Origin of the sequence: Nocardioides sp. Soil805 (assembly GCF_001429625.1) — a bacterium.
Classification (GTDB): domain Bacteria; phylum Actinomycetota; class Actinomycetes; order Propionibacteriales; family Nocardioidaceae; genus Nocardioides.
The window spans coordinates 53150-77112 of record NZ_LMSU01000003.1; the positions used below are offsets into that span (position 1 = coordinate 53150).

Consider the following 23963-nt stretch of genomic DNA (forward strand, 5'->3'; position numbering starts at 1 on the left):
CCGACCCCACGGCCTCAGGCGGGTGGCCCGAGCTCCACGGTCACCCGCCCGCCGCCGGACGGGGACGGGCCCACGACCAGGACGCCACCGGACTCGGTGGCGGTCCGGTGCGCGATGGCCAGGCCCAGGCCCGTCGAGTCGGCCCCGCTCTCGCCGCGGCGTACGACGTCGAGGTCGGGTGGGAACCCCGGCCCGGCGTCGTCGACGGTCAGCACCAGCCCGCCGTCCTCGCGCGGCGCGACCGACATGGCGACCGCGCTCCCCTCGGGGGTGTGGGTGAAGACGTTGTCGAGGAGCACGTCGACCAGCGCCACCAGGTCCGGCTCGCTGGCGTGCACCGGGACCTCGGGTCCGTCCGGCGCCGAGACCGCGAAGGGGCGGCCCTGGTCCTCGGCCAGCGGCGCCCAGAACGCCGCCCGCCCCGCGAGCAGCCCGACCGCGGGGGTGCCGGCGACCACGCCCTCGCGCTCGGAGCGTCGGGCCTCGCCGACCACGTGGTCGACCATCACCTGGAGGCGGTCGAGGTCGTCGGACAGCCGCGCGCGCTCGTCCGGGTCCGGCAGCCCCTCGATGCGCAGGCGCAGCGCCGTGATCGGCGTACGCAGGCGGTGCGAGAGGTCGGAGACGGCCTCGCGCTCGCGGGCCAGCAGCAGCTCGATGCGCCCGACCAGGCGCTGGAGGACCTCGCCGAGCTCGCGGACCTCCCGCGGCCCCGACGGCTCGGGGGCGGGGGTACGGCGGTCTCCCAGGTCCTGCGTCCAGGTGGCGAGCCGGCCGATGGGCTGCACGAAGGACCGGCCCACCCGATCGGCGATCAGCAGGGCACCGAGCAGCAGCACCAGCCCGAGGCCGGCGAGCACGAGGTAGGCCAGCGTCGTCGGCCCGGACGTCAGGCCCGGCTCGGGCACGAAGACCCGGACGACGGGCGTCGTCGCGGGCGTCCCCGAGGAGCCGCCGAGGGAGACGGGCACCAGGATCTGGGCGCCGCCATCCACGTCGTCAACCCGGGCCTGCCCGGTCTCGCGGGCCTGGAGCACCCGCTCGTCCTCGCCGGGCTGGGGCCCGATGTCGGAGCGGTTGCCGGGGTAGAGGACGGTGGTGAGGGTCTCGGAGCCGGCGTTGATGCGGGCCACGTAGACCGCGACGTCGCCGTCGTCGTCACCCGCCCCGGACACCACCGACTCGGTCGCCTGCACCTCGAGCGCCGCACTGGCCAGCCGGTCCTCCAGCGCATAGTCGCGCAACAGGATCGCCATCGGCACCAGCATGGCGAGCAGCACCATGGACACGGCCGCGGCGACGGTGAGGATCAGGCTCCGGCGCACGGTGTGGTCACGCGTCCGGCGGCGAGAGGCGTACGCCGACGCCACGCACCGTGTGCAGGTAGCGCGGCTCCGCGGCCGACTCACCGAGCTTGCGGCGCAGCCAGGACAGGTGCACGTCGACAGTCTTGTCCGACCCGCCCCACGCCTGGTGCCACACGTCGACGAGCAGCTCCTTCTTGCCCACCACGTCGCCGGCGCTCTCGGCGAGGCGGGCCAGCAGGTCGAACTCGCGCGGGCTCAGGTCGAGCAGCCGCCCGTCCAGCGTGGCGGTGCGGGCGAGCACGTCGAGGCTCAGCCCGCCGACGACCGTGGCGCGCGGGCGCTCGCCGGTGCTCGCCGTACGCCTCATCACCGCGCGGATCCGGGCCTCCAGCTGGGCGGTCGTGTAGGGCTTGACGACGTAGTCGTCGGCGCCGGCGTCGAGGCAGCCGATGAGGGACGGGTCGTCGTCCCGGGCGCTGGCCACGATCACGGGCACGTCGCTGACCGCCCGCAGCATGGCCAGCACCTGGGTGCCGTCCACGTCCGGCAGCCCGAGGTCGAGGATCACGAGGTCGGGCCTGGTGTCGACGGCCAGCGACAGCCCGGACATCCCGGTGGACGCCGACGCGACGGCGTACCCCAGCTCGCCCAACGACCGCATGAGCAGCGGCCGGATGCGGGGGTCGTCCTCGATGATCAGCACCTGGGCCACGCCACGAACCTAGCGGGCGGCCCGCACGCCACCCACCCGACACAATGGGGGCGTGAGCAACCGACGGGGATGGACGCGACCGGCGGGACTGGTGGCCGTGTGGGTCGCCGTCGCGCTGGTGGCCGTCACGGTGGGGGTCGTGGCGGTGACCCGCCTGGGGGCCACGCTCAGCGACCGTGGACCGCTGGGCAACGAGGCGGTCCGCGGCGACCTGCGCGAGGGCGCCGCCACCCCCGACCCGGACCAGCCGCTCGTCGAGCGCACGATCACCGAGGAGTTCGGCGAGATGGACGTCGCCTGCCGGGGCGAGTTCGCGCTCGGGCTCGACGTGCGGCCCGACGAGGAGGCCGGCTGGCGCACGGTGAGCTACGAGACCGGGCCCGACGACGACGTGGACGCGGTCTTCGCCCAGCGCGACCGCTCGATCGAGATCGAGGTCTACTGCAACCTCGGCCAGCCGGTCGTGGGGGAGGTCGAGCGCAACACGTTGCCCGACTGACGCAACCTGGCGAGCCCGGCGTGCGTCTCTCGAGCACCACACATCCACACGCTGCGCACCCACCCGCGGAGGACCCCGATGACCGTACGACGCCCCCTCGCCCTCGCCCTCGCCGTCACCGCCGTGCTGGCCGGCCTCGCCGCCCCCGCCGGGGCGAGCGAGACCGGGACCGAGGCGCCCGCCCGGGCGGCCCAGCGCACCACGCTCACCTTCGAGGTCGCCGACTGCGAGGGCTGCACGGTGCAGCTCGTCCACGCGATGAGCACCCTCGACGCCGACGAGCCGCACGTGTGGATCTCCCGCGAGCGCACCGTGCAGGACGGCTCGGTGACCTTCCGCCCGCTGACGCGGCGTACGCACGGGCTGTCGGCCACCGTCGTCGCGCCGTGGGAGGGGCACACCGGGTACGTCACGACCGTCGCGTTCCGCTACGGCGGCGAGTCGGTCGGCGACGAGGTGACCCTCGCGCAGGCGGTCACCGAGAAGAAGGCCTCCGCCTGCTGGGAGGGCACCCGACGACGCAGCCTCACCCTGCCGCTGGTGGTCGAGGAGGTCGAGGTCCAGGGAGTCAAGGAGCGGGTGCCGGGCAGCATCGCGTTCGTGCCGACCACCCAGTCGTGGCTGCGCCCGATGCGACAGGCGTGGGACGGCGTGCTCGGCTCGCAGGACGTGAACATCTGCGGCTGAGGGGGATGCGACATAGTTGCCCGCATGGGCAAGCAAGAAGACTTCGTACTCCGCGCGCTCGAGGAGCGTGACGTCCGCTTCGTGCGGCTGTGGTTCACCGACGTGCTGGGCTTCCTCAAGTCCGTGTCGGTCGCGCCGGCCGAGCTCGAGGGCGCCTTCGACGAGGGCATCGGCTTCGACGGCTCGGCCATCGAGGGCTTCGCCCGTGTCTACGAGGCCGACATGCTCGCCAAGCCCGACCCCTCGACGTTCCAGATCCTGCCGTGGCGCGGGGAGACGCCGTCGACCGCGCGGATGTTCTGCGACATCGTGATGCCCGACGGCAGCCCGTCGTACGCCGACCCGCGGCACGTCCTCAAGCGCACGCTGAGCACCGCCGCCGACAAGGGCTTCACCTTCTACACCCACCCCGAGATCGAGTTCTACCTCTTCAAGGACAGCCCCGTCGCCGGGGCCGACCCGATCCCGGTGGACCGCAGCGGCTACTTCGATCACACGGCGCAGTCGCGCGGCTCGGACTTCCGCCGCGAGGCCATCTCGATGCTCGAGGCGATGGGCATCTCGGTGGAGTTCAGCCACCACGAGGGCGGCCCCGGCCAGCAGGAGATCGACCTGCGGTACGCCGACGCGCTCAGCACCGCCGACAACATCATGACCTTCCGCACCGTCGTGCGGGAGGTGGCGCTGAGCCAGGGGATCTGGGCCTCGTTCATGCCCAAGCCGTTCACCACCCACCCGGGGTCGGGGATGCACACGCACGTGAGCCTCTTCGAGGGCGACCGCAACGCGTTCTTCGAGGCCGGCGCGGAGTACCAGCTGTCGCGGACGGGCCGGCAGTTCATCGCCGGCATCCTGCGCCACGCCAGCGAGATCAGCTGCGTCACCAACCAGTGGGTCAACTCCTACAAGCGGCTGCTCGGCGGCGGTGAGGCCCCGTCGTACATCTGCTGGGGCCACAACAACCGCTCCGCGATGATCCGGGTGCCGATGTACAAGCCCAACAAGGGCCAGTCGACCCGCGTCGAGCTGCGCACCATCGACGCCGCCAGCAACCCCTACCTGGCCTTCGCGGTGATCCTGGCCGCCGGCATGAAGGGCATCGAGGAGGGCTACGACCTGCCCCGCGAGGCCGAGGACGACGTCTGGTCGCTCACCGAGCGCGAGCGCCGGGCGCTCGGCATCCAGCCGCTGCCCAAGAACCTGGCGGAGGCGATCAGCATCGCCGAGGACTCCGAGCTGCTGGCCGAGACGCTGGGCGAGCACGTCTACGACTTCTTCCTGCGCAACAAGCGTGCCGAGTGGGACGAGTACCGCACCCAGGTCTCCGCGTACGAGCGGGACATGATGCTGCCGGTGCTGTGAGCCGACCGGTGGGCCCGCGCATCCTCGTCGTCGAGCACCAGGCCTCCTGCCCACCCGCCCTCGTCGGGGTCTGGCTGGAGGAGGCCGGGGCCGTCCTCGACGTGTGCCGCCCGTGGGCCGGCGACGCCCTGCCCGCGCCGGCGTCGTACGACGCCCTGCTGGTGCTCGGTGGCGAGATGGGCGCCAACGACGACGCGACCGTGCCGTGGCTGGCCCCCCTCAAGGAGCTGGTCCGCGAGGCCGCCGCCGGCGCGCTGCCCACCCTCGGCATCTGCCTGGGCCACCAGGTCATCGCCGTCGCCCTCGGCGGGACGGTGGAACGCAATCCGCTCGGCCAGGCCGTCGGCGTCCTGCCCACGGGCTGGACGAGTGCGAGGGCCGACGACCCGCTCACCGGGGAGCTCACGGGCGGCCGGGGCATCCAGTGGAACAACGACGTCGTCACCCGCGCCCCCGACGGCACCGTCGTGCTGGCCGAGTCGGCCGCCGGCGAGCTCCAGGTCGCCCGCTTCGCACCCGGCGTGTGGGGCGTCCAGCTGCACCCCGAGGCCGACGGCCGCATCGTGCAGGCGTGGGCTGAGAGCGACCGCGCCGACCACCTCGAGCGCGGCCTCGACCAGGACGCCGTGCTCGCGGAGGTCGACGCCGCCCGCGACGAGCTCGACGCCGCGTGGCGTCCGCTGGCCCACCGCTTCGCCGAGCTCGCGGGGCAGGCGCGATGACCACCGCCGGGCAGCTGGTCCGCCTCGGCTTCCAGGACGGGCCGGTCGCGCTGGCCGGCATCGAGCGGCTCGGCGGGCCGGGGGTCGCCCTGACCACCCACCTCGCGGCGTCCGCCGACCCCGACGCCGCCCTCGCCGGCCTGCTCCGGGTGGCCGACGAGGTCGAGGACCGGGAGGCGATGCTCGCCGAGGTCGCCGACGACGAGGGCACCGCGATGAGGCTGTGCGCGGTCCTCGGCGCCAGTGCGGCCCTGTCGACGCACCTCGCCCGTCACCCCGAGCACTGGCGCGAGCTGACCGACCCGACGCTCGGCACGACCCGCGCCGCGGCGTACGCCGTCCGGGAGGCGCTGCTGCGCGCCGTCGGGGCCGACCCGCAGGACGCCGCCCCGGTCGCCGGCCTCCCCGACGGGGAGGCCGTGGACGCGCTGCGCGTGGAGTACCGCCGCATCCTGCTGCGCCTGGCCGCGCGCGACCTCGCCCACCACGTCAGCGTCGACGACGCCGCCGCCGAGATCGCCGACCTCGCCGCGGGCACGCTGGAGGCGGCCCTCGCGGTCGCCCGGGCCCGGGTCGGGGAGAGCGCCGCCACGACCCGGCTGGCCGTGGTCGCGATGGGCAAGTGCGGCGGCCACGAGCTCAACTACGTCTCCGACGTCGACGTGGTCTACGTCTTCGAGCCGGCCGTGCTCGACACCGGCGAGGGTGCCGACGAGTCGCAGGCGCTGCGAGCAGCCACCCAGCTGGCCTCCCATCTCATGCGGATCTGCTCGGACCACACCGCCGAGGGCACGATCTGGCCCGTCGACGCCAACCTGCGGCCCGAGGGCGCCTCCGGTCCGCTGGTGCGCACCCTGGCCAGCCACCGCGGCTACTACGAGAAGTGGGCGAAGACCTGGGAGTTCCAGGCTCTCCTCAAGGCCCGACCGGTGGCCGGCGACCTCGCCCTGGGGCGCGAGTACGTCGAGATGATCGCGCCGATGGTGTGGTCCGCGGCCGAGCGCGACGGCTTCGTCGCCGACGTCCAGGCGATGCGCCGCCGGGTGGTCGACCACATCCCCGCCCACGAGGCCGAGCGCCAGCTCAAGCTCGGATCGGGAGGCCTGCGCGACGTCGAGTTCGCCGTCCAGCTGCTCCAGCTCGTGCACGGCCGGGCCGACCCCAGCCTGCGATCCGGGGCGACGCTGAGTGCGCTGGACGCGCTGACGCGCGGCGGCTACGTCGGCCGCGAGGACGGCGTGGCCCTGCACGAGGCCTACTGCTTCCTGCGCACGCTCGAGCACCGCATCCAGCTCTTCCAGCTCCGACGCACCCACGTCGTGCCCGACGACGAGGCCGCACTGCGACGGCTCGGCCGCTCGATCGGGCTCTACTCCGAGCCCGTCGTGCAGCTCGACAAGCAGTGGCGCTACCACCGCCGCGAGGTGCGCCGCCTGCACGAGAAGCTCTTCTACCGCCCGCTGCTCGCCGCCGTCGCCAAGCTCCCCGGCGAGGACGCCCGGCTCTCCCTCGACGCCGCCCAGCAGCGGCTGGCCGCGCTCGGCTACCTCGACCCCCGCGCCGCGCTGCGGCACCTCGAGGCGCTCACCAGCGGGGTCTCGCGCACCTCCGACATCCAACGGACGCTGCTGCCGGTGATGCTCGAGTGGTTCGCCGACGCGCCGGACCCCGACGCCGGGCTGTTCGGCTTCCGCCGGATCAGCGAGAGCCTGGGCACCTCCCCGTGGTACCTCAAGATGCTGCGCGACGAGGGCCAGGTCGCCCAGCGGCTGGCCGTCGTGCTGGGGACCTCGCGCTACGCCACCGACCTGCTCGAGCGCGAGCCGCAGGGCGTGCGGATGCTGGGGGAGTCGCTCGCGCCGCTGTCGGCCGAGGCGCTCACCGCCGAGATGCTGGCCATCGTCAAGCGGCACGACGAGCCGGAGCCCGCGGTGCGGGCGGTGCGCGCCGTACGCCGCCGGGAGCTGTTCCGGATCGCGTGCGGCGAGCTCTTCGAGGAGATCGACGTCGCCGAGGTCGGCAAGGGGTTGTCGCGGCTGACCGACGCCACCCTGGAGGCGACGCTGCGCGTGGCGATGGAGTCCGTACGCCGCCAGCGCTCCCTCGACGCGCAGCCGACCCGGATGGCGGTCGTCGCGATGGGGCGCTACGGGGGCTTCGAGCTGTCCTACGGCAGTGACGCCGACGTGATGTTCGTGCACGATCCCGTCCCCGGCGTCGAGCCGCAGGTGGCGTCGTCGTACGCGCAGGCCGTGGTGGGGGAGCTGCGACGGCTGCTGTCGATGCCGGCGAGCGACCCGCCGCTCGAGGTGGACGCCGACCTGCGACCGGAGGGCAAGCAGGGGCCCCTGGTGCGGACCCTCGAGTCGTACGCCGCCTACTACGCCAAGTGGTCGCACGTGTGGGAGTTCCAGGCGCTGCTGCGCGCTGACGCGGTGGTCGGCGACGAGGGACTGCGCGACCGCTTCACCACCCTCATCGACCCGCTCCGCTTCCCCGAGGACGGCATCAGCGCCGACGACATCGTGGAGGTGCGCCGCATCAAGGCGCGCGTCGACGACGAGCGGCTGCCGCGCGGGGCCGACCCGCACACCCACCTCAAGCTGGGCCGCGGAGGGCTGGCTGACGTCGAGTGGACCGTCCAGCTGCTGCAGATGCGCCACGCGGGCGGGGTCCCCGGGCTGCGGACGCCGCAGACCCTCGAGGCGCTCGAGGCGGCGGTGGAGGCCGACCTGATCGACCGCGACGACGCCGAGACGCTGGCCGCGTCATGGCGACTGGTGAGCCGGGTCCGCAACGCGGTCACCCTGGTGCGCGGCAAGCCCGCCGAGCAGCTGCCGCGCGACGCCCGCGAGCGCGCGGCCGTGGCCGCGGTGCTCGGCTACGCGGCCGGCACGTCGGACGCGATGCTCAACGACTACCTCCGCACCACCCGGCGCGCGCACGCGGTCGTCGAGAAGGTCTTCTGGGAGTGAGGGTGTTCGCTCGCCGGTAAGTGAAGGACATCACTTCATCTCAGGATCAGTGAAGTGATAACCTTCTTTTCAGTGAGGTGAAGCCATGACAGCGACGACGCTCATCGGGGACCTGATCGGGTCCCGCGGCAGCACCGACCGGCGCGCCCTGCACGCGACCTTCGCAGCCGTGCTCGAGCGGGTGAACGCCGAGCTGCGTCCGCCCACCCCGGTGCGCATGCAGGTCGGCGACGAGTACCAGGGCGTCTTCGCCTCCCTCGGCGACGCCCTGCACGCCTCGCTGACGGTGCGCCTGGCGCTGCTGCCCGACGCGGACGTGCGCCACGGGATCGGCCGCGGCAGCATCGAGGTCCTCAGCGAGGACCCGCGGGTGGAGGACGGTCCGGGGTGGTGGGCGGCCCGGGCAGCGATCGGCCGCGTCGAGCAGGCCGAGCGCCGCCCGGGGGAGCGGTCGCTGCGCACGGCGTACGTCGCACGCCCGGACACCGCCGTCCTTGACCCGGCTGCGAGCAGCGAGGAGGCGGCCGTCAACGCGGCCCTGGTGCTCCGCGACCACCTCGTCAGCAGCCTGTCGCAGCGCTCGTTGTCGGTGCTGCGTGGTCTGCTCGTGGGAGAGTCGCAGCGCGACCTGGCCGAGGCGCTCGGGATCAGCCCGTCGGCGGTCTCCCAGCGGGTGCGCGCCGACGGACTCGCGGCGATCATCGCCGCCCACGACCTGACGAGGGAGATGCCATGAGCTGGATCGCGGTGCTGCTGATCGGCTGCGCGGTCGCAGACCTCACCCACTCGGTGCGACCCGTGCGGATCGTCCCCGAGGTCTGCGGGGCGGTGCTCGCCGTCCTCGTCGGCCTGCTCGCGGGGCTCACCGAGCCCCTCGACGTCCTCGCGCTGCTGGTGATCGCCGGCCTCGTCGTCGCCTGGGGGCAGACGGTGACGCACGGCTTCGCGCACCGGATCCCGGTCTGGGTCCCGCTCCTCGTCCTCGGCGGCGGGCTGGGCCTGGGAGTGCTTGTCTCCGGTGCCGCGAGCCCCGCGGGCGGGCCGTGGGGCGCGTGGCTGGAGGGCAGCGGGCTGCCCGGCCTCGCCGACCTCGCCCCCGACCGGGCCCTGCTGCTGCTGGGTGCCTTCCTCGTGCAGCTGAGCACCGGCAACGTGATCGTGCGGCTCGTGCTCGCCGCGACCGGGACGGCCGACCCCGACGAGCACGGCTCGATCGAGGCCGACCCGTCCGCGGTGCGGCTCAAGGGCGGGCGACTGCTGGGACCCATGGAACGGGTCTTCATCCTGGCGCTGGCGCTTGCCGGTCAGATCACCGCCGCGTCCATCGTGGTGGCGGCCAAGGGGCTGCTGCGCTTCCCCGAGCTGTCCTCGCGCGGCGAGCAGGAGCGCATCCACCAGCTGACGGAGTACTTCCTCGTCGGCAGCTTCATCAGCTGGCTGGTCGCGCTGGGGTCCCTGGCACTGCTCAGCGGCGCGTGACCTGCACGACCGACGGACGCGGCCCGGCGAACTGGCCCGGTCGCGGGGTGCCGCCGGCACCCACGAAGTCGGGGAAGTACGACTGCTGGGCCGCCCACGAGCCGTCCTCGCCGGGGTGCTGCACGGCCACGAACACCGAGCCGTCCCGGTCGTGGACCACCGGGCCGCAGGTCTCGGCGCCGGTGGGCACCGCGAGGAACTGCTGCACCCGGCCCCGCTCGGCACCGGCGACCGGCACCTTGAAGAGGCCGTCGGACTTCTTGATCGCGCTCGGCTGGCCGTCGGTGGAGACCCACAGGTTGCCGACCGAGTCGAAGGCGACGTTGTCGGGGCAGGAGATCGGCGACACCGGACCGGTCCAGCCGCCGAAGTAGGTCCCCGCGGAGGCCGCGTCGCCGCAGATGAGCAGGAGGTTCCACGCGAAGGTCGCGGCCGTGTGGTCGCCGCCGGTCGGCATCATCTCGACGACGTGGCCGTCCTTGTTGGCGTTGCGCGGGTTGGGCTCCGTGGGGCCCTCCTTGCCGACCTTGCCGCGGTCGGTGTTGTTGGTGCACGCGACGTAGATGAACCCGTTGACGTAGTTGGGCTGCACGTCCTCGGGGCGGTCCATCTTGGTCGGCTGGACCTTGTCGGCCGCCAGCCGCGTGTGGACCAGCACCTGCTCCGTCGTCATCCCCGGCACCACGGACTGGCCGTCCACGGTCAGCGGCAGCCACTCGCCGCTCCCGTCGCTCACGCCGTCCTCGAGGCCGTCCCCGGTGAAGCGGGCCACCGAGAGGTCGCCGGCGGAGAGCAGGGTCTTGTTGTGCGCGCGGTCGCGCTTGGAGCCGCCCGCGCGGTAGGTGTCGCGGGAGACGAAGCGGTAGACGTAGTCGAAGCGCTCGTCGTCGCCCATGTAGGCCACGACCCTGCCGTCGCCGTTGACGATCACGTTGGCGCCCTCGTGCTTGAAGCGGCCCATCGCGGTGTGCTTGACCGGCGTGGAGCGCGGGTCCTCGGGGTCGACCTCGACGACCCAGCCGAAGCGGTTCGGCTCGTTCGGGTTCTTCGTCGCGTCCCAGCGTGGGTCGACGGCCCGCCAGCCCCGCGAGTCCTGGGCGCCGAGGCCGTAGCGCTTCTCCTCCGCCGAGGTGCCGGCCGCGAAGAAGTACTGGTTGAAGTTCTCCTCGCCCGACAGCACGGTGCCCCACGGCGTGGTGCCGCCGGAGCAGTTGTTCATGGTGCCGCGCACGCGGGTGCCGGTGGGGTCCTCCGCGGTCCGCAGCAGCGGGGAGCCCGCCGCGGGCCCGTCGACGGCGAAGACGGTGTCGAGGGTGATCCGGCGGTTGAGGCGACCGGTGCGCTCGTAGGTCCACGGCTCGCCGGCGTGGCGTCGGCGCAGCTCGACGACGGAGAGGCCGTGGGCGGCCCACGCGGTGCGCACGACCTCCTCGGCCGGCATCGTCGGCGGGAACATGATGCCCTCGTTGGTGTACTCGTGGTTGGCCACGAGCAGCGCGCGGGTGCCCTTGCGGTCGGTCACGATGATGTCGAGGTAGTCGCAGTTGTAGCCGAACTGCTGGGCCTGGGCGACGTGGTCCTGGGCGTCCTGGTCGAACTCCGGGGCGCCGGCGGTGATCGGGTCGCCCCAGCGGATGATCGGGTCCCAGCGGTAGCCGCTGGGCACCGTGACGTCGTCGACGGTGGTCGCGACGGGGCCGATGGCGTCGAACGCGAGGCCGGTGGGGCGGGGGCCCTTGCCGCGGGCGGTCGTGAGCGGCGCGGCGGCGGCGCGTCCGGTCGACTGCGGGGCGAAGGCGACGGTGGCGGCGCCGAGGGCGGCGGCGCCGAGGACGGTACGCCGCGACAGCGCGGTCGCGGCCACGTCGCGGAAGTAGCCGGTCTCGGTCGTGTTGGGCACGTCCTTGAAGCACGCGTCGCCGCACCGCAGGTGGCAGGTGACGGCACTGCGGTTGGCGTGCGTCAGTCCGGCCATCGGCAGCACGCGCCGGCCGTCGGGTCGCTGGGGGGTGAGGGTCATCGGGGCTCCTGGTGGCGAGTCGGTCCGTGGCGGGACGTGCGGTGGCTGGTCGGCCACTGCGTGAGTGACCGCGGACCCGACCCAACCGCTCCCGTCTGGCCGGACGGTGACGACGACGTGAACAGCGGTCGAGGGGAGGTGGATGGGAGGATGGAGCCATGCCCGCCCGCCCCGACGCCCTGCTCTGGGGGCGTGCGGTGGTGCTGACCGCGGCCACGTTCCTGGTGGGCGCGCTCGGCCACGTGACCGCGGGGGGCCTGCTCCCCGGCGCCACGGTGCTGGTGCCGCTGGTCGCGGTGGGCACCGCGCTGGCGGCGACCTTCCTCGCCCGCCCGGCGTCGGCGCGGCTCCTCGTCGCCCTGGTGGTGGGCGGCCAGACCCTGGTGCACGCCGCGCTGAGCCTCACGGCGGGCCACGGCACCGCCGGTCAGACCGCCCCGCCCGCACGCCCGACGCCGGCCCCGTCGGGCAGTCCGTCCGGGTCGTTGCCGACCGACGCCGGCGGGCGGGTCGGCTCGCTGCAGGACCACTACGAGTCGAGCGTGGGCGCGCCGGCCGCCACCGGGCTCTCGGTCCCCGACCCGGCCGCGCTGCTCGACCACCTCCCGATGTTCCTCGCCCACGCCGCGGCCGGCGTGGTGGTCGGGCTGTGGCTGGCCCTGGGCGAGCGCGCCGTGTGGGCCCTGCTGTCCCTGGCGGTACGCACCGTGCTGGCGCCGCTGGTGGTGCTCCTCCCGCTCACGCCCGCCCGACGGCCCCGCCCCTCGGTCGTCCACCTCCACCCCCTGCACCGCACGCCGCGCGACCGCGTCGCGCGCGGCGTCGTACGCCGTGGTCCGCCGGTCCTCCTCGCCGCCTGACCCGACCTGACCCACCGCCTCCCACCGCACGCACGACGTGCGGTGGTCGAGGCGTCGTACCCGCTCGAGGAGACCCATGACCACCGCACCACCCCGTCCTGCCCGCACGCCCTTGCAACGGCGCCCGAGACACGGCCCGTCCGGCCTGTTCCGCGCCGTGTGGCGCTGGCACTTCTACGCCAGCTTCCTGGTGGTCCCGGTCCTGCTCGTGCTGGCCGTGACCGGGCTGGTCTACCTGTTCCGCTTCCAGCTCGAACCGCTCCTGCACCCCGACCTCATGAAGGTCTCCGCGCCCAGCGACACCGCGATCCAGCAGCCCTACGCCAACCAGCTCGCCGGCGTCGAGCGCGCCCACCCCGACGCGACCGTCGTCTCGATGGCCGAGCCGCGCGAGGACGGTCGCAGCACCGTCTTCTCGGTGACCACCGAGGACGGCGCGGCCCGCGACGTCTTCGTGAACCCGTACGGCGCGGAGGTCCTGGGCTCCCTCGACCCCGACCGCACCGTGTCGGGAGTCGCGGTCCTGCTGCACGGCGAGCTGATGAGCGGCCGCGTCGGCGACCTCGTCATCGAGCTCGGCGCCTGCTGGGCGATCGTGATGGCGCTGACCGGCTACTACCTGTTCGTGCGGGGGTGGCGGGCCCGCCGACGCCGGACGGCGAAGGGCGCCCCGGGTGCGCGGTTGCGGTCCCGGCACGGCCTCGTCGGCGCGTTCGTGGGCGTGGGACTGCTCTTCCTGCTCGTGTCCGGCCTGCCCTGGACCGGCCTGTGGGGCGAGCAGGTGCAGCGGCTCGCGACGGCGCAGGGCTCGTCGCTGTGGAGCGAGGACCACGGCGCCCTCTCGGACCCGACCTCCACGCTCGACGAGTCGCTGCCGCACAGCCACTCGGTCGAGGTGCCGTGGGGGATGGGGGAGTCGCAGGTGCCGCGGTCGACGGCGCCCGCCGAGGGCGAGGAGGGGCGCAGCGTCGCCAACCTCGACACGGCCGTGCTGGCGGCGGCGGACGCCGGCCTGCGCCACCCGATGACCGTCGCCCTGCCGGCCGGCGACGACGGGGTCTACTCCGTCATCGGCCACGCCTTCGACGCGCCCTCCGACGAGCGCACCGTCCATGTCGACCGGTTCGGTGGCGAGGTGGTGTCGACGTACGGCTTCGACGACTACCCGGTGCTCGCCCGGGTCGTGGCGCAGGGGATCGGCCTGCACGAGGGGCGCTCGTTCGGCGGGTGGTCGATGGCCGGGGCGACGCTGATGTGCCTGGCGATCATCTTCTCCTGCGTCTCCGGGCCGCTCATGTGGTGGCGCCGTCGCCCGGCGCGGGCGGGCTCGATGGGCGCGCCCCGCGGCCGGCTGCCGCTCCGGGCGACACCGTTGCTGCTCGTGGGACTGGTCGCGCTGGGGATCCTGCTGCCGCTCTTCGGGCTGTCGGTGCTGGTCGTCCTCCTGCTCGACCAGCTGGTCGTCCGGCGCGTGCCGGCCCTGGCGAACTGGTTCGACACGGTCCAGCGCTAGCGGCGAGGGTGGGGCCCATGACCGACGAGACGGACTTCACCGACCGCTTCCGCGCCGCCGCCCGTTCCTGCGGGCGCACCGTCTTCTGGCGCCTGACCCGCCCGGCCGACGACCTCGCCCGGCTGGCCGCAGCCTGCGAGGAGCTGGGCATCGACGAGTGGGACTCCTACGGCTCCCGCGGCGCGGTGACGCTGCTGGAGGCGCAGGTCGCCGACCTTCTGGGCAAGCCGGCCGCGCTCTTCGTCCCGAGCGGCACGCTGGCCCAGCAGGCCGTGCTGCGCATCTGGTGCGACCGGTCCGGCAGCCGTCGCGTGGCGCTGCCGGACCTGTCCCACCTCGTGCACCACGAGGAGGACGGGCCTCGGCGCCTGCACGGCCTCGAGTGGGAGTTCCTCACCACCGGTCGCCGCACCCCCGTCGCCGCCGACCTCGAGGCGGTGCCGGGCCAGCTGGGCGCGGCGCTCACCGAGCTGCCGCTGCGCGACGCCGGCTGCCTGCTGCCGTCGTGGGAGGACCTCGTCGGGCTCTCCGCGGCGGCCCGGGAGGGCGGCGTACCGCTGCACCTCGACGGGGCGCGGCTGTGGGAGTCGCAGCCGTTCTACGACCGGCCCCTCGACGAGGTCGCGGGGCTCTTCGACAGCGTCTACGTGTCGTTCTACAAGGGCCTCGGCGCCCAGGCCGGCGCGTGCGTGGCGGCCGACGAGGACGTGGTCGACGAGCTGCGGTCGTGGCGCAAGCGGATGGGCGGCACGCTGTTCACGATGACGCCGTACGCCGTGGGCGGCCTGCTCGGGCTGCGCGACGAGCTGCCCCGGATGGGGGAGTACGCCGACTGGGCGCGCTCGCTGGCCGCCGCCCTGCCGGCCCGGGGGATGCGGGTGCACCCGGCCGTGCCGGGCATGTGCACCTTCGAGGTGTACGCCGACGGGGTGGCCGCGGAGGTCAACGAGCGCCTGCTGACCTTCATGGAGGCCGAGCAGACCCTGTTGTGCGGGCCGTTCCGGCAGACCGACGACCCGGGCACGGTCGTGGCCGAGCTGGCCTGCTACGCCGCCGCCACCGAGCACGACCCGGAGGTGGTGGCCGACTGGCTGGCCCGGGTCGTCGGCGCCTGAGTGGCCGGCACCCGGGTCCCAGCGGGGACAACGAGGGTGCTGCGATCAGCCGTTGACGGCCGTCTTGAACGCGGCGCCGGCCTTGAACGCGGGGGCCTTGCTGGCCGCGATCTCCATGGTCTCGCCGGTCTGCGGGTTGCGGCCGGTGCGGGCCGAACGCTCGCGCGACTCGAACGTGCCGAAGCCGGGGAGGGTGACCTTCTCGCCCTTGGCCACGGTCGAGGTGATCGAGGTGATCACGGCCTCGAGGGCCTTGTCGGCCTGCGCGTTGGTCAGGTCGGCGTGCTGGGCGATGGCGTCGCGAAGCTCGGTCTTGTTCACGTGTATTGCTCCTTGTTCGGTCCTTGGGATTTCACTCCACCCAACAGGATCCGGGGGTTGATCCCCAAACCCGGCTACGTCTGGGCGTAGTGCTCGATGAGCAACGCTATAGGCACACCCGGGATCGCCGTGGCACCGATACCCGCACAGGCGAGCCCTATCTTGGCCGAGAGGGGCTGCGTCGCCCACCACCCGGCGTACCGGCCGGTGTCCTTGAGGACCTCCACGACGCGCCCGTGCACCTGCTGGGGAGCCCAGGTGAAGTCGACCTGGCGACCGACGCTGCGGTCGGTGCCGGCGCCCCACACGACCTGCTTCTCGTAGCCCCACCTGCGACCGGAGAAGAAGCGCGCCGAGCCGCTGATCCGCCCGACCCCGCCGCTGAGGTCGAGGTCCAGCTCGTAGTCGCGCTCCATGGTCGGCCTGCACGCGGATGCGGTCCTCCCCGACGGCCTCGACGGTGAGGCCGAGCCCGTCCACGGCCCTCCGGAGGCGGTCGGGCAGCTCCGAGAAGGGGACGGTGGGGGTCTAGCTCATGCGTCGATCCCACCACGGCCGGCCGCCTTCGCGCGGCGGCTCGCCCGGTCGACCAGCACCGGGAGCACCACCAGGAGCAGGAGGGCGATCGTCAGGATCGTGGCGCCGGCGACGCGTCCCGCGGTCCGGCCCAGGACCACGTCGAACACCAACGAGGTGACCCCGACCACCAGCAGGGCGACTGCGGCGAGCAGCACGCGGGACACCGGGTGGGCGGTCGCGACCAGCCACTCCTTGACCCCGTCGCCGAAGAGCCGGCGGTGGACGGCGATCGGGACCAGCATCGTCAGCGTGGTGACCCCCGCGAGGGACAGGACGCACAGGTACAGCGTGCGCTGGTAGTGGTCCAGGTCGGCGAAGCTGCTCTGGAAGGGGAGGGTGACGAGGAAGCCGGCCAGCAGCTGGACCCCCGTCTGCATCACCCGCAGCTCCTGCAGCAGGTCGTCCCAGTTGCGGTCGAGCTGCTCGTCACGGGTCTCGTGCCGACCGCGCGTCGTCGGCTCCGGGTCTTCGGGCATTCCTCAACGTAACCCGCCCGGGGCACCCGTGGCCCGCCACGACCAAGGGGACGCAGGGGACGTCCGGCGAGGGCGACCGGGCCCTTCGGCCCTCCCGCACCGGGACCTGCGGGCGCAGCGTGGGTGCAGGACCACCCCCACCTGAACGGAGAGCGCCATGTCCGACCAGAAGGCCAGGCCCGTCCTCGTCGCCGTCGGCCACGAGCCGATGGACGCCGCGCTCGACTATGCCGCCGTCGTGGCCACCCGTGAGGGCTGTGGACTGCACCTGCTCCACGTCCTGCACCACGTGGCGCAGGGACCGGAGATGGTGCTGGTGGACATCGTGGACCTCGAGCACGCCGCCCGGGGGGTCCTCGGCGCGGCGGCCGAGCGGGCGCGGGACCTCCTGCCCGAGGGGCTGCCGGTCACGACGCAGCTGGTGTGGGGCGGCCCCGTGCCCTCCATCGTGGAGGCCTCGGAGGAGAGCCGCGTGGTCGTGCTCCAGCGCCGCCCGCTCGCACGGGTGCTGCGCGTGGTGACCCGCTCGACGTCCGGCGGGGTGGCCGCGCACGCGCACGTGCCGGTCGTGTCGGTGCCCGCCGAGTGGGAGCCGCGCCGGGAGGGGGTGCCCGTCGTCACCGTGGGGGTGGACATCCCGGAGCGGGCCCAGCACGTCCTGCACGCGGCCGTCCGCGAGGCCCGCGCGCGGGGCGCGATCCTGCGGGTGGTCCACACCTGGGCCTACCCCGGGGCCTACGACGACATCATCGTGTCGCGGGTCGAGCACGAGGAGTGGACCGAGCGGGCGACCAAGGACATCCGCGAGGCCCTGGCGGCCCTCGGCGACGAGGCAGCGGGCCTCGCCGTCGAGATCGAGGCGCGCCACGCCCATGCGGGCGACACCCTCATCCGGGCCGCCCGCACCTCCGACCTGCTGGTCATCGGCCGACACGACCCGCTCGTACCGATCGGCTCCCACCTGGGGCCGGTGGCGCGTGCCGTGCTGCGCGAGGCTGCGTGCCCCGTGCTGCTGGCCGACCCGCGTGCGCGACACCGCTGGGGGACCCACCCGCAGCACGCCGACGTGGTCTGAGGGCCGGCGGCCACGATGGTCTAGATTGCGCTCCCGTGAGTGCACAGGCCCCTTCCGCCGTCATCCTGATCCGCGCCGAGCGGTTCACCCCCAACCCCGCGACGGCCGCCGACAACGCCTTCCAGGGCGACGCCCCCGCCGGGCAGAGCGACGACGACACGGCCGCCCACGCCCTGGCCGAGATGGACGCCCTGGCTGACGCCCTGCGCGCGGCCGGCGTGCGCGTGCACGTCTTCGCCGACGAGGACCACACCCGCCCCGACAGCGTGTTCCCCAACAACTGGCTCTCCACCCACGCGGGGGGCATGGTCGCGGTCTACCCGATGTACGCCTCCAACCGGCGCCACGAGCGTCGCGCCGACGTGCTCGAGATGCTGAAGTCGTCGTACCGCGTGCAGACGATCGTCGACTACTCGGGTCTCGAGCCCGACGGCATCTTCCTCGAGGGCACCGGCGCGATGGTGCTCGACCACGTGTCGCGGGTGGCCTACACCGCCCGCAGCTACCGCGCGGACACCCACGTCCTGGAGCGGTTCTGCACCGACTTCGGCTACGAGCCGATGGCCTTCGACGCGGTCGACTCCGCGGGGGTCCCCGTCTACCACACCAACGTCATCGCCTGCATCGGCACCGACGTCGCGCTCATCGCGCTCGAGATGATCCCCGACGAGGACCGGCGTGCCCAGGTCCGCGAGCGGCTCTCGGTCAACGGGCGCACCGTCGTGGAGCTGACCGAGGACCAGATCCGGGAGTTCGCCGGCAACGCCGTCGAGCTGTGCGGTCGTACGCCGGAGGGCCGGCGCCGCTACGTCATGACCATGTCGGCACGGGCGCACCGCAGCCTGCGCCCGGACCAGGTCGCCGCGATCGAGGAGTCCTGCGAGATCGTGTCGGTGGACATCCCCACGATCGAGCTCGCCGGCGGCTCCGTGCGCTGCATGATCGCCGGGGTGCACCTCGACCGCCGGCCGAGCGCCGAGCAGGAGCTGACCGAGGCGGTCGAGGCGATCAACGAGGACGCCCCCGGGACGCTCGACGGCAGCGACCTCATCCGCGCCGACGAGGGAGCCGACGCCTGAGCGGAGCCGGGGTGCGTCAGGCCGCCTCGCCGTATGCCGCGACGAGCTGGGCCTCCGCGGCGTCGAGGTAGGCCGCCATCGCCGACTCCGCGCCGGCGAGGTCGCCCGCGGCCAGCAGCTCGAGGATCCTCCGGTTGCCCGGCAGGTAGGCCTCGTGGAACGCCTGCGGGGCGGCCATCACGTGGAAGACCAGGCGCAGCTCGGCGAGCAGGTGACCCATCGCCTCGTCGACGCGAGGGCTCCCGGCCAGGGCGGACACCGCCTGGTGGAAGTGCATGTTGGCCGTGCCGACGTCGACCCATCGTCCCTCGCCCGCCGCGGCCTCGCCCTCCTCGACGGCACTCCGGACCGGGTCGAGCAGCCCGGTCCAGCGCTCGTCGGAGACCGGCGACGAGCCGGGGGAGAACCGCTCGGCGGCGCGTCGTACGGCGCCGCACTCCAGGATCCGCCGCAGCTCGTAGAGGTCGCGCACGTCCGCGACGGTCAGCCGACGCACGAAGACCCCGCGGTTGAACTCGTGGACCAGCAGGCGCTCGTGGCCGAGCAGCCGGAACGCCTCGCGCAGCGTGTTGCGCGAGACCCCCAGCGCCGTGCCGATGTCCTCCTCCGAGAGCCGGGTGCCCGGCGCCAGGCTGCCCTCGGTGATGCGGGTCCGGAGCACGTCGGCCACCCGGCCGGCGGTGCTGGCCCGCCCCAGCCGGGACCGTTCGGCCTGGAGTTCCTGGAGCCAGTCGCTGGTCGTCACACGATCGACAGTAGCGGATCCGGCTATTGACGGATTGTTCAACAATCGGTCATCCTGATGTGACGGGGACCACCTCCCGACGGGATCACTCGGGACCGACAGATGGGTTCGACATGACCGACGACCAGACCAGCGAGAGCAGGACGGGCCGCGCGACCACGGACGACCAGGAGGCCGGGTCCGCGACCTCCCCGCGGAGCGGAGCGGCCCGCGGCGCGCTCCTCGGCGCGATGTTCCTCATGGCCACCAGCGCCATCGGCCCCGGCTTCATCACCCAGACCACGGTCTTCACCGCCGAGCTCGGCGCGGCCTTCGCCTTCGCGATCCTGGTGTCGATCCTCGTCGACATCGCCGTCCAGCTGAACGTGTGGCGCGTCGTGGGCGTCTCCGGCATGCGGGCCCAGGAGCTCGCCAACACGGTGCTCCCGGGAGCCGGCTACCTGCTGGCCGGCCTCGTGGTGCTCGGCGGGCTGGTGTTCAACATCGGCAACATCGGCGGCACCGCGCTGGGCACCAACGCGATGTTCGGCCTCGACGTCAAGATCGGCGGGGCGATCTCCGCGGCCATCGCCATCGCGATCTTCCTCAGCAAGCGGGCCGGGGTCGCGATGGACCGCATCGTGGTGGTCCTCGGCCTCCTGATGATCGCCATGGTGCTGTACGCCACCATCGTCTCCGGCCCGCCGGTGGGCGAGGCCCTGCGCCAGACGGTGCTCCCCGACGAGATCGACTTCCTCATCATCACCACCCTGATCGGCGGCACGGTCGGTGGCTACATCACCTACGCAGGTGCCCACCGCCTCGTCGACTCGGGCATCACCGGCGCCGAGCACGTCCGCGAGATCACCCGCGGATCGGTCACCGGCATCATCGTGACCGGCGTGATGCGCACCCTGCTCTTCCTCGCCGTGCTCGGCGTCGTCGCCGGTGGCGTGACCCTGGCGGCGGACAACCCGCCGGCCTCGGCCTTCCAGGCCGCCCTCGGCGACGTCGGCGTGCGGGTCTTCGGCATCATCCTGTGGGCGGCGAGCATCACGTCGGTGATCGGCGCGTCGTACACGTCGGTGTCCTTCCTCGCCGGCTTCTCGAAGCGGCTGGAGGCGCGCCGCAACCTGGTCACCGTCGGCTTCATCGTGTTCTCGGCCGTGGTCTACCTCGCACTCGGCCAGGCGCCCGTCACGCTGCTGGTCCTGGCCGGTGCCCTCAACGGGCTCATCCTCCCGGTCGGCTTCGCCGTGATCCTGTGGGTCGCCGCGCGCCGGATGGACCTCCTCAACGGCTACCGGTACCCGAGGTGGCTGCTGGTCGTCGGTGTGCTCGTGTGGGTGCTCACCGTCTACCTCGGCTGGAACTCCCTCGAGGGCATCAAGGCGCTGCTGTGACGAGCGAGCAGAGGATCGACCTCAACGCCGACCTGGGGGAGGGCTTCGGTGCCTGGACCCTCGGCGACGACGACGCGCTGCTGGACCTCATCACCAGCGCCAACGTCGCGTGCGGCTTCCACGCCGGCGACCCGACCGTGCTGCGGCGCACGTGCGAGCGCGCCGCCGAGCGCGGGGTGGTGATCGGAGCGCAGGTCGGCTACCGCGACCTCGCGGGGTTCGGCCGCCGCTTCATCGACGTCGAGCCGCACGACCTGACCAACGACGTGCTCTACCAGCTCGGGGCGCTCGAGGCGTTCGCCCGGGTCGCGGGCACCCAGGTGCGCTACGTCAAGCCGCACGGCGCGCTCTACAACGCGATCGTGCACCACGAGGAGCAGGCGATGGCCGTGGCCGAGGCCGTGCGCCGCTACGACCCGACGCTGCCGGTGCTCGGGCTGCCGGGCTCGGTCTGGCTCGCCGCAGCCGAGGGCGCCGGGCTGACGCCCGTCGCGGAGGCCTTCGCGGACCGCGCCTACACGGCCGAGGGCACCCTGGTGTCGCGTCGCGAGGCCGACTCCGTGCTGCACGACCCCGACCACGTGGCCGAGCGGACCGTCCGGATGGCCACCCGCCACGAGGTGGTCGCCGCCGACGGCTCGGTCGTCTCGGTGCGCGCCGGCTCCGTCTGCGTGCACGGGGACAGCGAGGGTGCTGTCGCCATGGCGGCCGCCGTACGACGCGGCCTCGAGGAGGCGGGCGTGCGGCTCGCCCCGTTCGTCGGCGGCGATGCCGCGTGAGGCTGCTCCCGTGCGGTGACTCCGGGCTGCTCGTCGAGCTGGCCGACCTCGACGACGTGCTCGCGCTCTACGCCGAGCTCGTCGACGCCCCGCCCGAGGGCGTGGTCGACCTGGTGCCGGCCGCCCGGACTCTGATGCTGCGGATCGACCCGACCCGGTCCGACCCCTCCCGCGTGGGGCAGGCCGTGAGCGCGGTCGAGCCGCGTCGAGGTGCCCGTCGCCTACGACGGCGAGGACCTCGCCGAGGTCGGGCGACTGACCGGGCTGGGGGAGCGCGGGGTCGTCGAGGCGCACACCGCCCAGGAGTGGACGGTCGCGTTCTGCGGCTTCGCACCGGGCTTCGGCTACCTCGTCGGCACCGACGAGCGGCTGAGCGTGCCCCGGCGCAGCGTGCCGCGCACCCGCGTCCCGGCCCGTGCCGTGGCGCTGGCCGGCGAGTTCAGCGGGGTCTACCCGCGGGAGTCGCCGGGCGGCTGGCAGCTCATCGGGCACACGACCGTGCAACCCTGGGACCTCGACCGTGACCCGCCGGCCCTGCTGGTGCCCGGCGTGCGCGTCAGGTTCGTGGAGGCGTGATGCCGCTCGGGATCCCGGTCGCGGACGCCGGGTCGTGGCTCGAGGTGGTCACGCCCGGAGTGCTGACCACCGTGCAGGACCTGGGCCGTCCCGGTCTGGGCGCCCTCGGCGTCGGCCACTCCGGGGCGGCCGACGCCCCGGCGCTGCGCCTGGCCAACCGGCTGCTGGGCAACCCCGAGTCGGCGGCGGCGCTGGAGGTGACCTTCGGCGGGCTGGAGGTCGTCGCGCACGGCAACGTGACCGTCACCCTGACCGGCGCGCCGTGCCCGGTGAGCGTCGACGGGCGCGAGGCGGGTGCCCACGGCGTGGTCTGGGTGCCCGACGGCGCGACCCTGCGCCTGGGACCGCCCCGCGCCGGGCTGCGCAGCTACCTCGGCGTCCGGGGCGGCATCGCGGTGCCGGCGCAGCTGGAGTCCCGCTCCGCCGACACCCTCGCCGCCCTGGGGCCGGACCCGCTGGCCGCGGGGGACCGGGTCCCCGTGGGCACGGCCGTGTCCGCGCTGCCGGGCGTCGACCTCGCCCCGGTCGCCTGCCCGGAGGAGGGCGACGTCACCCTGCGCGTCGTCGACGGACCGCGCGCCGACTGGTTCACTGAGGCGGCCCGCGAGGCGCTGGTGTCCGGCCCCTACGAGGTCACCGCGGAGAGCAACCGCGTGGGCATGCGCCTCTCGGGCCCGGTGCTCGAGCGCGCGCAGGACCGCGAGCTGCCCAGCGAGGGCATGGTGTGCGGCGCCCTCCAGGTGCCGCCGTCCGGCCAGCCCACCCTCTTCCTGGCCGACCACCCGGTCACCGGGGGCTATCCCGTGGTCGCCGTGGTCGTCCCCGCCGACCTCCCGCGCGCGGCCCAGGTCCGTCCGGGCCAGCACATCACCTTCACCCGACGAGGAGCACCATGACCGAGACCCAGCGTCCCTCCGACCCCGCGGCCCTGACGCCCGCCGAGGCCCGTGCGGTCTTCCGCTCCGGGTTGCGGGTGCCCACCTCGGGCTGGTGCGCGGGCTGGACCCAGGCCAACCTCCTGGCCGTGCCCCGGGCGCTGGCCTACGACGTGCTGCTCTTCGCGCAGCGCAACCCCGCCGCGTGCCCGGTCCTCGACGTCACCGAGCCCGGCGCCGTCGACAGCCCGCGGTTCGCCGGCGACCTGCGGACCGACCTGCCGTCGTACCGGATCTACGAGCACGGCGAGGTGGTCGGCGAGGTCGACGACGTCACCGACCGCTGGCGCGACGACATGGTCGCCTTCCTCATCGGCTGCAGCTTCACCTTCGAGGGACCGCTGCTCGACGCCGGGGTGCCGGTGCGCCACATCGAGCAGGGCAGCAACGTGCCGATGTACCGCACCGACGTCGCCTGCCGCCCCGCCGGCTCCCTCTCCGGCCCCCTCGTGGTGTCCATGCGGCCGATGCCCGCCTCCCAGGTCGCCACCGCGGTCCGGGTCACCTCGCGCTACCCGGCGGTCCACGGCGCGCCGGTGCACGTCGGGGCGCCCGGCGAGCTGGGCATCGCCGACCTCGACGCCCCCGACTTCGGCGACCCGGTCGAGGTCCGTCCGGGCGAGGTGCCCGTCTTCTGGGCGTGCGGGGTGACGCCGCAGGCCGCCGTCATGCAGTCGCGTCCCGAGCTGGCCATCGGCCACGCCCCCGGCCACATGGCCATCACCGACATCCGTGAGAGCGAGCACGTCGTGCCCTGAGCAGCGA

General features: G+C 73.8%; 23 protein-coding genes and 1 pseudogene. 17 read left to right on the forward strand and 7 right to left on the reverse strand.

All coding sequences use genetic code 11. The features are described from left to right. Positions 1–14 precede the first annotated feature (14 nt). Both ASG94_RS15270 and ASG94_RS15275 read right to left on the reverse strand, forming a co-directional pair. Positions 15–1325: a sensor histidine kinase gene (locus ASG94_RS15270; RefSeq protein ID WP_156411618.1), complete on the reverse strand. Its 1311-nt coding sequence runs from the start codon at positions 1323–1325 to the stop codon at positions 15–17. A gap of 7 nt (positions 1326–1332) precedes the next feature. After that, a complete protein-coding gene (locus ASG94_RS15275) occupies positions 1333–2019 on the reverse strand; it encodes a response regulator transcription factor (RefSeq protein WP_056927353.1) in 687 nt (228 codons plus the stop codon). Between the two features lie 52 nt (positions 2020–2071). Here ASG94_RS15275 and ASG94_RS15280 point away from each other — a divergent pair, with 52 nt between their 5' ends. The 7 genes from ASG94_RS15280 (at position 2072) to ASG94_RS15310 (ending at position 9743) form a co-directional block, all read left to right on the forward strand. Further along, positions 2072–2518 (forward strand): hypothetical protein, encoded by a 447-nt coding sequence (locus ASG94_RS15280; RefSeq protein ID WP_156411619.1) that lies wholly within the window; start codon positions 2072–2074, stop codon positions 2516–2518. Positions 2519–2596: 78 nt separating this feature from the next. Beyond that, positions 2597–3205, forward strand: coding sequence for a hypothetical protein (locus ASG94_RS15285; protein ID WP_056927355.1), 609 nt, complete (start codon positions 2597–2599; stop codon positions 3203–3205). A gap of 24 nt (positions 3206–3229) precedes the next feature. Next, positions 3230–4567: a glutamine synthetase family protein gene (locus ASG94_RS15290; RefSeq protein ID WP_056927356.1), complete on the forward strand. Its 1338-nt coding sequence runs from the start codon at positions 3230–3232 to the stop codon at positions 4565–4567. Next, positions 4564–5289, forward strand: coding sequence for a type 1 glutamine amidotransferase (locus ASG94_RS15295; protein WP_156411620.1), 726 nt, complete (start codon positions 4564–4566; stop codon positions 5287–5289). The genes ASG94_RS15290 and ASG94_RS15295 overlap by 4 nt, the downstream gene beginning before the upstream one ends. Further along, complete coding sequence (locus tag ASG94_RS15300) at positions 5286–8264, forward strand: bifunctional [glutamine synthetase] adenylyltransferase/[glutamine synthetase]-adenylyl-L-tyrosine phosphorylase (protein ID WP_056927358.1); 2979 nt, start codon at positions 5286–5288, stop codon at positions 8262–8264. Before ASG94_RS15295 ends, ASG94_RS15300 begins: the two co-directional genes overlap by 4 nt. An 85-nt stretch (positions 8265–8349) precedes the next feature. Next, positions 8350–9000, forward strand: coding sequence for a SatD family protein (locus ASG94_RS15305; RefSeq protein WP_056927359.1), 651 nt, complete (start codon positions 8350–8352; stop codon positions 8998–9000). Further along, entirely contained in the window at positions 8997–9743 is a 747-nt protein-coding gene (locus tag ASG94_RS15310; RefSeq protein WP_056927360.1) for a hypothetical protein, read from the forward strand. The genes ASG94_RS15305 and ASG94_RS15310 overlap by 4 nt, the downstream gene beginning before the upstream one ends. Here ASG94_RS15310 and ASG94_RS15315 read toward each other — a convergent pair. Next, on the reverse strand, positions 9730–11763 hold the full coding sequence (locus tag ASG94_RS15315; protein WP_056927361.1) for a PhoX family protein: 2034 nt from the start codon (positions 11761–11763) through the stop codon (positions 9730–9732). The genes ASG94_RS15310 and ASG94_RS15315 overlap by 14 nt on opposite strands. A 158-nt stretch (positions 11764–11921) precedes the next feature. On the opposite strand from ASG94_RS15315, the gene ASG94_RS15320 reads away from it, so the two are divergent. From ASG94_RS15320 to ASG94_RS15330, 3 genes are all read left to right on the forward strand, one after another. Next, a complete protein-coding gene (locus ASG94_RS15320) occupies positions 11922–12623 on the forward strand; it encodes a hypothetical protein (protein ID WP_056927362.1) in 702 nt (233 codons plus the stop codon). 76 nt (positions 12624–12699) lie between these two features. Then, positions 12700–14136 carry a PepSY-associated TM helix domain-containing protein gene (locus tag ASG94_RS15325; RefSeq protein ID WP_082624240.1) on the forward strand — a complete coding sequence of 479 codons (1437 nt, stop codon included), beginning with the start codon at positions 12700–12702 and terminating at the stop codon, positions 14134–14136. 17 nt (positions 14137–14153) lie between these two features. Further along, positions 14154–15251 (forward strand): threonine aldolase family protein, encoded by a 1098-nt coding sequence (locus tag ASG94_RS15330; RefSeq protein ID WP_056927364.1) that lies wholly within the window; start codon positions 14154–14156, stop codon positions 15249–15251. A 45-nt stretch (positions 15252–15296) separates the two neighbouring features. Here ASG94_RS15330 and ASG94_RS15335 read toward each other — a convergent pair whose 3' ends face one another. The 3 genes from ASG94_RS15335 to ASG94_RS15345 form a co-directional block, all read right to left on the reverse strand. Beyond that, positions 15297–15572 carry an HU family DNA-binding protein gene (locus tag ASG94_RS15335; protein WP_056927365.1) on the reverse strand — a complete coding sequence of 92 codons (276 nt, stop codon included), beginning with the start codon at positions 15570–15572 and terminating at the stop codon, positions 15297–15299. A 74-nt stretch (positions 15573–15646) separates the two neighbouring features. Continuing rightward, complete coding sequence (locus ASG94_RS15340; protein ID WP_056927366.1) at positions 15647–15988, reverse strand: hypothetical protein; 342 nt, start codon at positions 15986–15988, stop codon at positions 15647–15649. A 117-nt stretch (positions 15989–16105) separates the two neighbouring features. After that, complete coding sequence (locus tag ASG94_RS15345) at positions 16106–16627, reverse strand: DUF6328 family protein (RefSeq protein ID WP_056927367.1); 522 nt, start codon at positions 16625–16627, stop codon at positions 16106–16108. A gap of 157 nt (positions 16628–16784) precedes the next feature. Here ASG94_RS15345 and ASG94_RS15350 point away from each other — a divergent pair, with 157 nt between their 5' ends. Together ASG94_RS15350 and ctlX are read left to right on the forward strand one after the other, a co-directional pair. Beyond that, positions 16785–17702 (forward strand): universal stress protein, encoded by a 918-nt coding sequence (locus tag ASG94_RS15350; protein ID WP_056927368.1) that lies wholly within the window; start codon positions 16785–16787, stop codon positions 17700–17702. Between the two features lie 35 nt (positions 17703–17737). Further along, a complete protein-coding gene (gene ctlX / locus ASG94_RS15355; protein ID WP_056927369.1) occupies positions 17738–18781 on the forward strand; it encodes a citrulline utilization hydrolase CtlX in 1044 nt (347 codons plus the stop codon). Positions 18782–18797: 16 nt separating this feature from the next. On the opposite strand, the gene ASG94_RS15360 is transcribed toward ctlX, so the two are convergent. Next, the gene (locus ASG94_RS15360; protein ID WP_056927370.1) at positions 18798–19526 is read right to left on the reverse strand and encodes a GntR family transcriptional regulator; all 729 of its coding nucleotides are present in this window, start codon (positions 19524–19526) and stop codon (positions 18798–18800) included. A 113-nt stretch (positions 19527–19639) separates the two neighbouring features. Here ASG94_RS15360 and ASG94_RS15365 point away from each other — a divergent pair, with 113 nt between their 5' ends. The 5 genes and pseudogenes from ASG94_RS15365 (at position 19640) to ASG94_RS15385 (ending at position 23956) form a co-directional block, all read left to right on the forward strand. Continuing rightward, the gene (locus ASG94_RS15365; protein ID WP_056927371.1) at positions 19640–20908 is read left to right on the forward strand and encodes an NRAMP family divalent metal transporter; all 1269 of its coding nucleotides are present in this window, start codon (positions 19640–19642) and stop codon (positions 20906–20908) included. Continuing rightward, positions 20905–21687: a LamB/YcsF family protein gene (locus ASG94_RS15370; RefSeq protein WP_235537292.1), complete on the forward strand. Its 783-nt coding sequence runs from the start codon at positions 20905–20907 to the stop codon at positions 21685–21687. The genes ASG94_RS15365 and ASG94_RS15370 overlap by 4 nt, the downstream gene beginning before the upstream one ends. A gap of 56 nt (positions 21688–21743) precedes the next feature. Then, positions 21744–22263: pseudogene (locus ASG94_RS15375) on the forward strand (5-oxoprolinase subunit B family protein). Then, the gene (locus tag ASG94_RS15380; protein ID WP_056927372.1) at positions 22263–23159 is read left to right on the forward strand and encodes a biotin-dependent carboxyltransferase family protein; all 897 of its coding nucleotides are present in this window, start codon (positions 22263–22265) and stop codon (positions 23157–23159) included. The pseudogene ASG94_RS15375 and the gene ASG94_RS15380 overlap by 1 nt, the downstream one beginning before the upstream one ends. Then, positions 23156–23956 (forward strand): putative hydro-lyase, encoded by an 801-nt coding sequence (locus tag ASG94_RS15385; protein ID WP_056927373.1) that lies wholly within the window; start codon positions 23156–23158, stop codon positions 23954–23956. The genes ASG94_RS15380 and ASG94_RS15385 overlap by 4 nt, the downstream gene beginning before the upstream one ends. The last annotated feature ends 7 nt before the right edge of the window (positions 23957–23963 follow it).

Excerpts from the sequence above, each read along its gene's own strand:
- ASG94_RS15340 (WP_056927366.1), bottom strand. The coding sequence starts at position 15,988 with ATGGAGCGCGACTACGAGCTGGACCTCGACCTCAGCGGCGGGGTCGGG.
- ASG94_RS15350 (WP_056927368.1), top strand. The coding sequence starts at position 16,785 with ATGTCCGACCAGAAGGCCAGGCCCGTCCTCGTCGCCGTCGGCCACGAG.
- ASG94_RS15365 (WP_056927371.1), top strand. The coding sequence starts at position 19,640 with ATGACCGACGACCAGACCAGCGAGAGCAGGACGGGCCGCGCGACCACG.
- ASG94_RS15325 (WP_082624240.1), top strand. The coding sequence starts at position 12,700 with ATGACCACCGCACCACCCCGTCCTGCCCGCACGCCCTTGCAACGGCGC.
- ASG94_RS15345 (WP_056927367.1), bottom strand. The coding sequence starts at position 16,627 with ATGCCCGAAGACCCGGAGCCGACGACGCGCGGTCGGCACGAGACCCGT.
- ASG94_RS15285 (WP_056927355.1), top strand. The coding sequence starts at position 2,597 with ATGACCGTACGACGCCCCCTCGCCCTCGCCCTCGCCGTCACCGCCGTG.
- ASG94_RS15330 (WP_056927364.1), top strand. The coding sequence starts at position 14,154 with ATGACCGACGAGACGGACTTCACCGACCGCTTCCGCGCCGCCGCCCGT.
- ASG94_RS15380 (WP_056927372.1), top strand. The coding sequence starts at position 22,263 with ATGCCGCTCGGGATCCCGGTCGCGGACGCCGGGTCGTGGCTCGAGGTG.
- ASG94_RS15315 (WP_056927361.1), bottom strand. The coding sequence starts at position 11,763 with ATGACCCTCACCCCCCAGCGACCCGACGGCCGGCGCGTGCTGCCGATG.
- ASG94_RS15320 (WP_056927362.1), top strand. The coding sequence starts at position 11,922 with ATGCCCGCCCGCCCCGACGCCCTGCTCTGGGGGCGTGCGGTGGTGCTG.
- ASG94_RS15290 (WP_056927356.1), top strand. The coding sequence starts at position 3,230 with ATGGGCAAGCAAGAAGACTTCGTACTCCGCGCGCTCGAGGAGCGTGAC.
- ASG94_RS15385 (WP_056927373.1), top strand. The coding sequence starts at position 23,156 with ATGACCGAGACCCAGCGTCCCTCCGACCCCGCGGCCCTGACGCCCGCC.
- ASG94_RS15305 (WP_056927359.1), top strand. The coding sequence starts at position 8,350 with ATGACAGCGACGACGCTCATCGGGGACCTGATCGGGTCCCGCGGCAGC.
- ASG94_RS15300 (WP_056927358.1), top strand. The coding sequence starts at position 5,286 with ATGACCACCGCCGGGCAGCTGGTCCGCCTCGGCTTCCAGGACGGGCCG.
- ASG94_RS15310 (WP_056927360.1), top strand. The coding sequence starts at position 8,997 with ATGAGCTGGATCGCGGTGCTGCTGATCGGCTGCGCGGTCGCAGACCTC.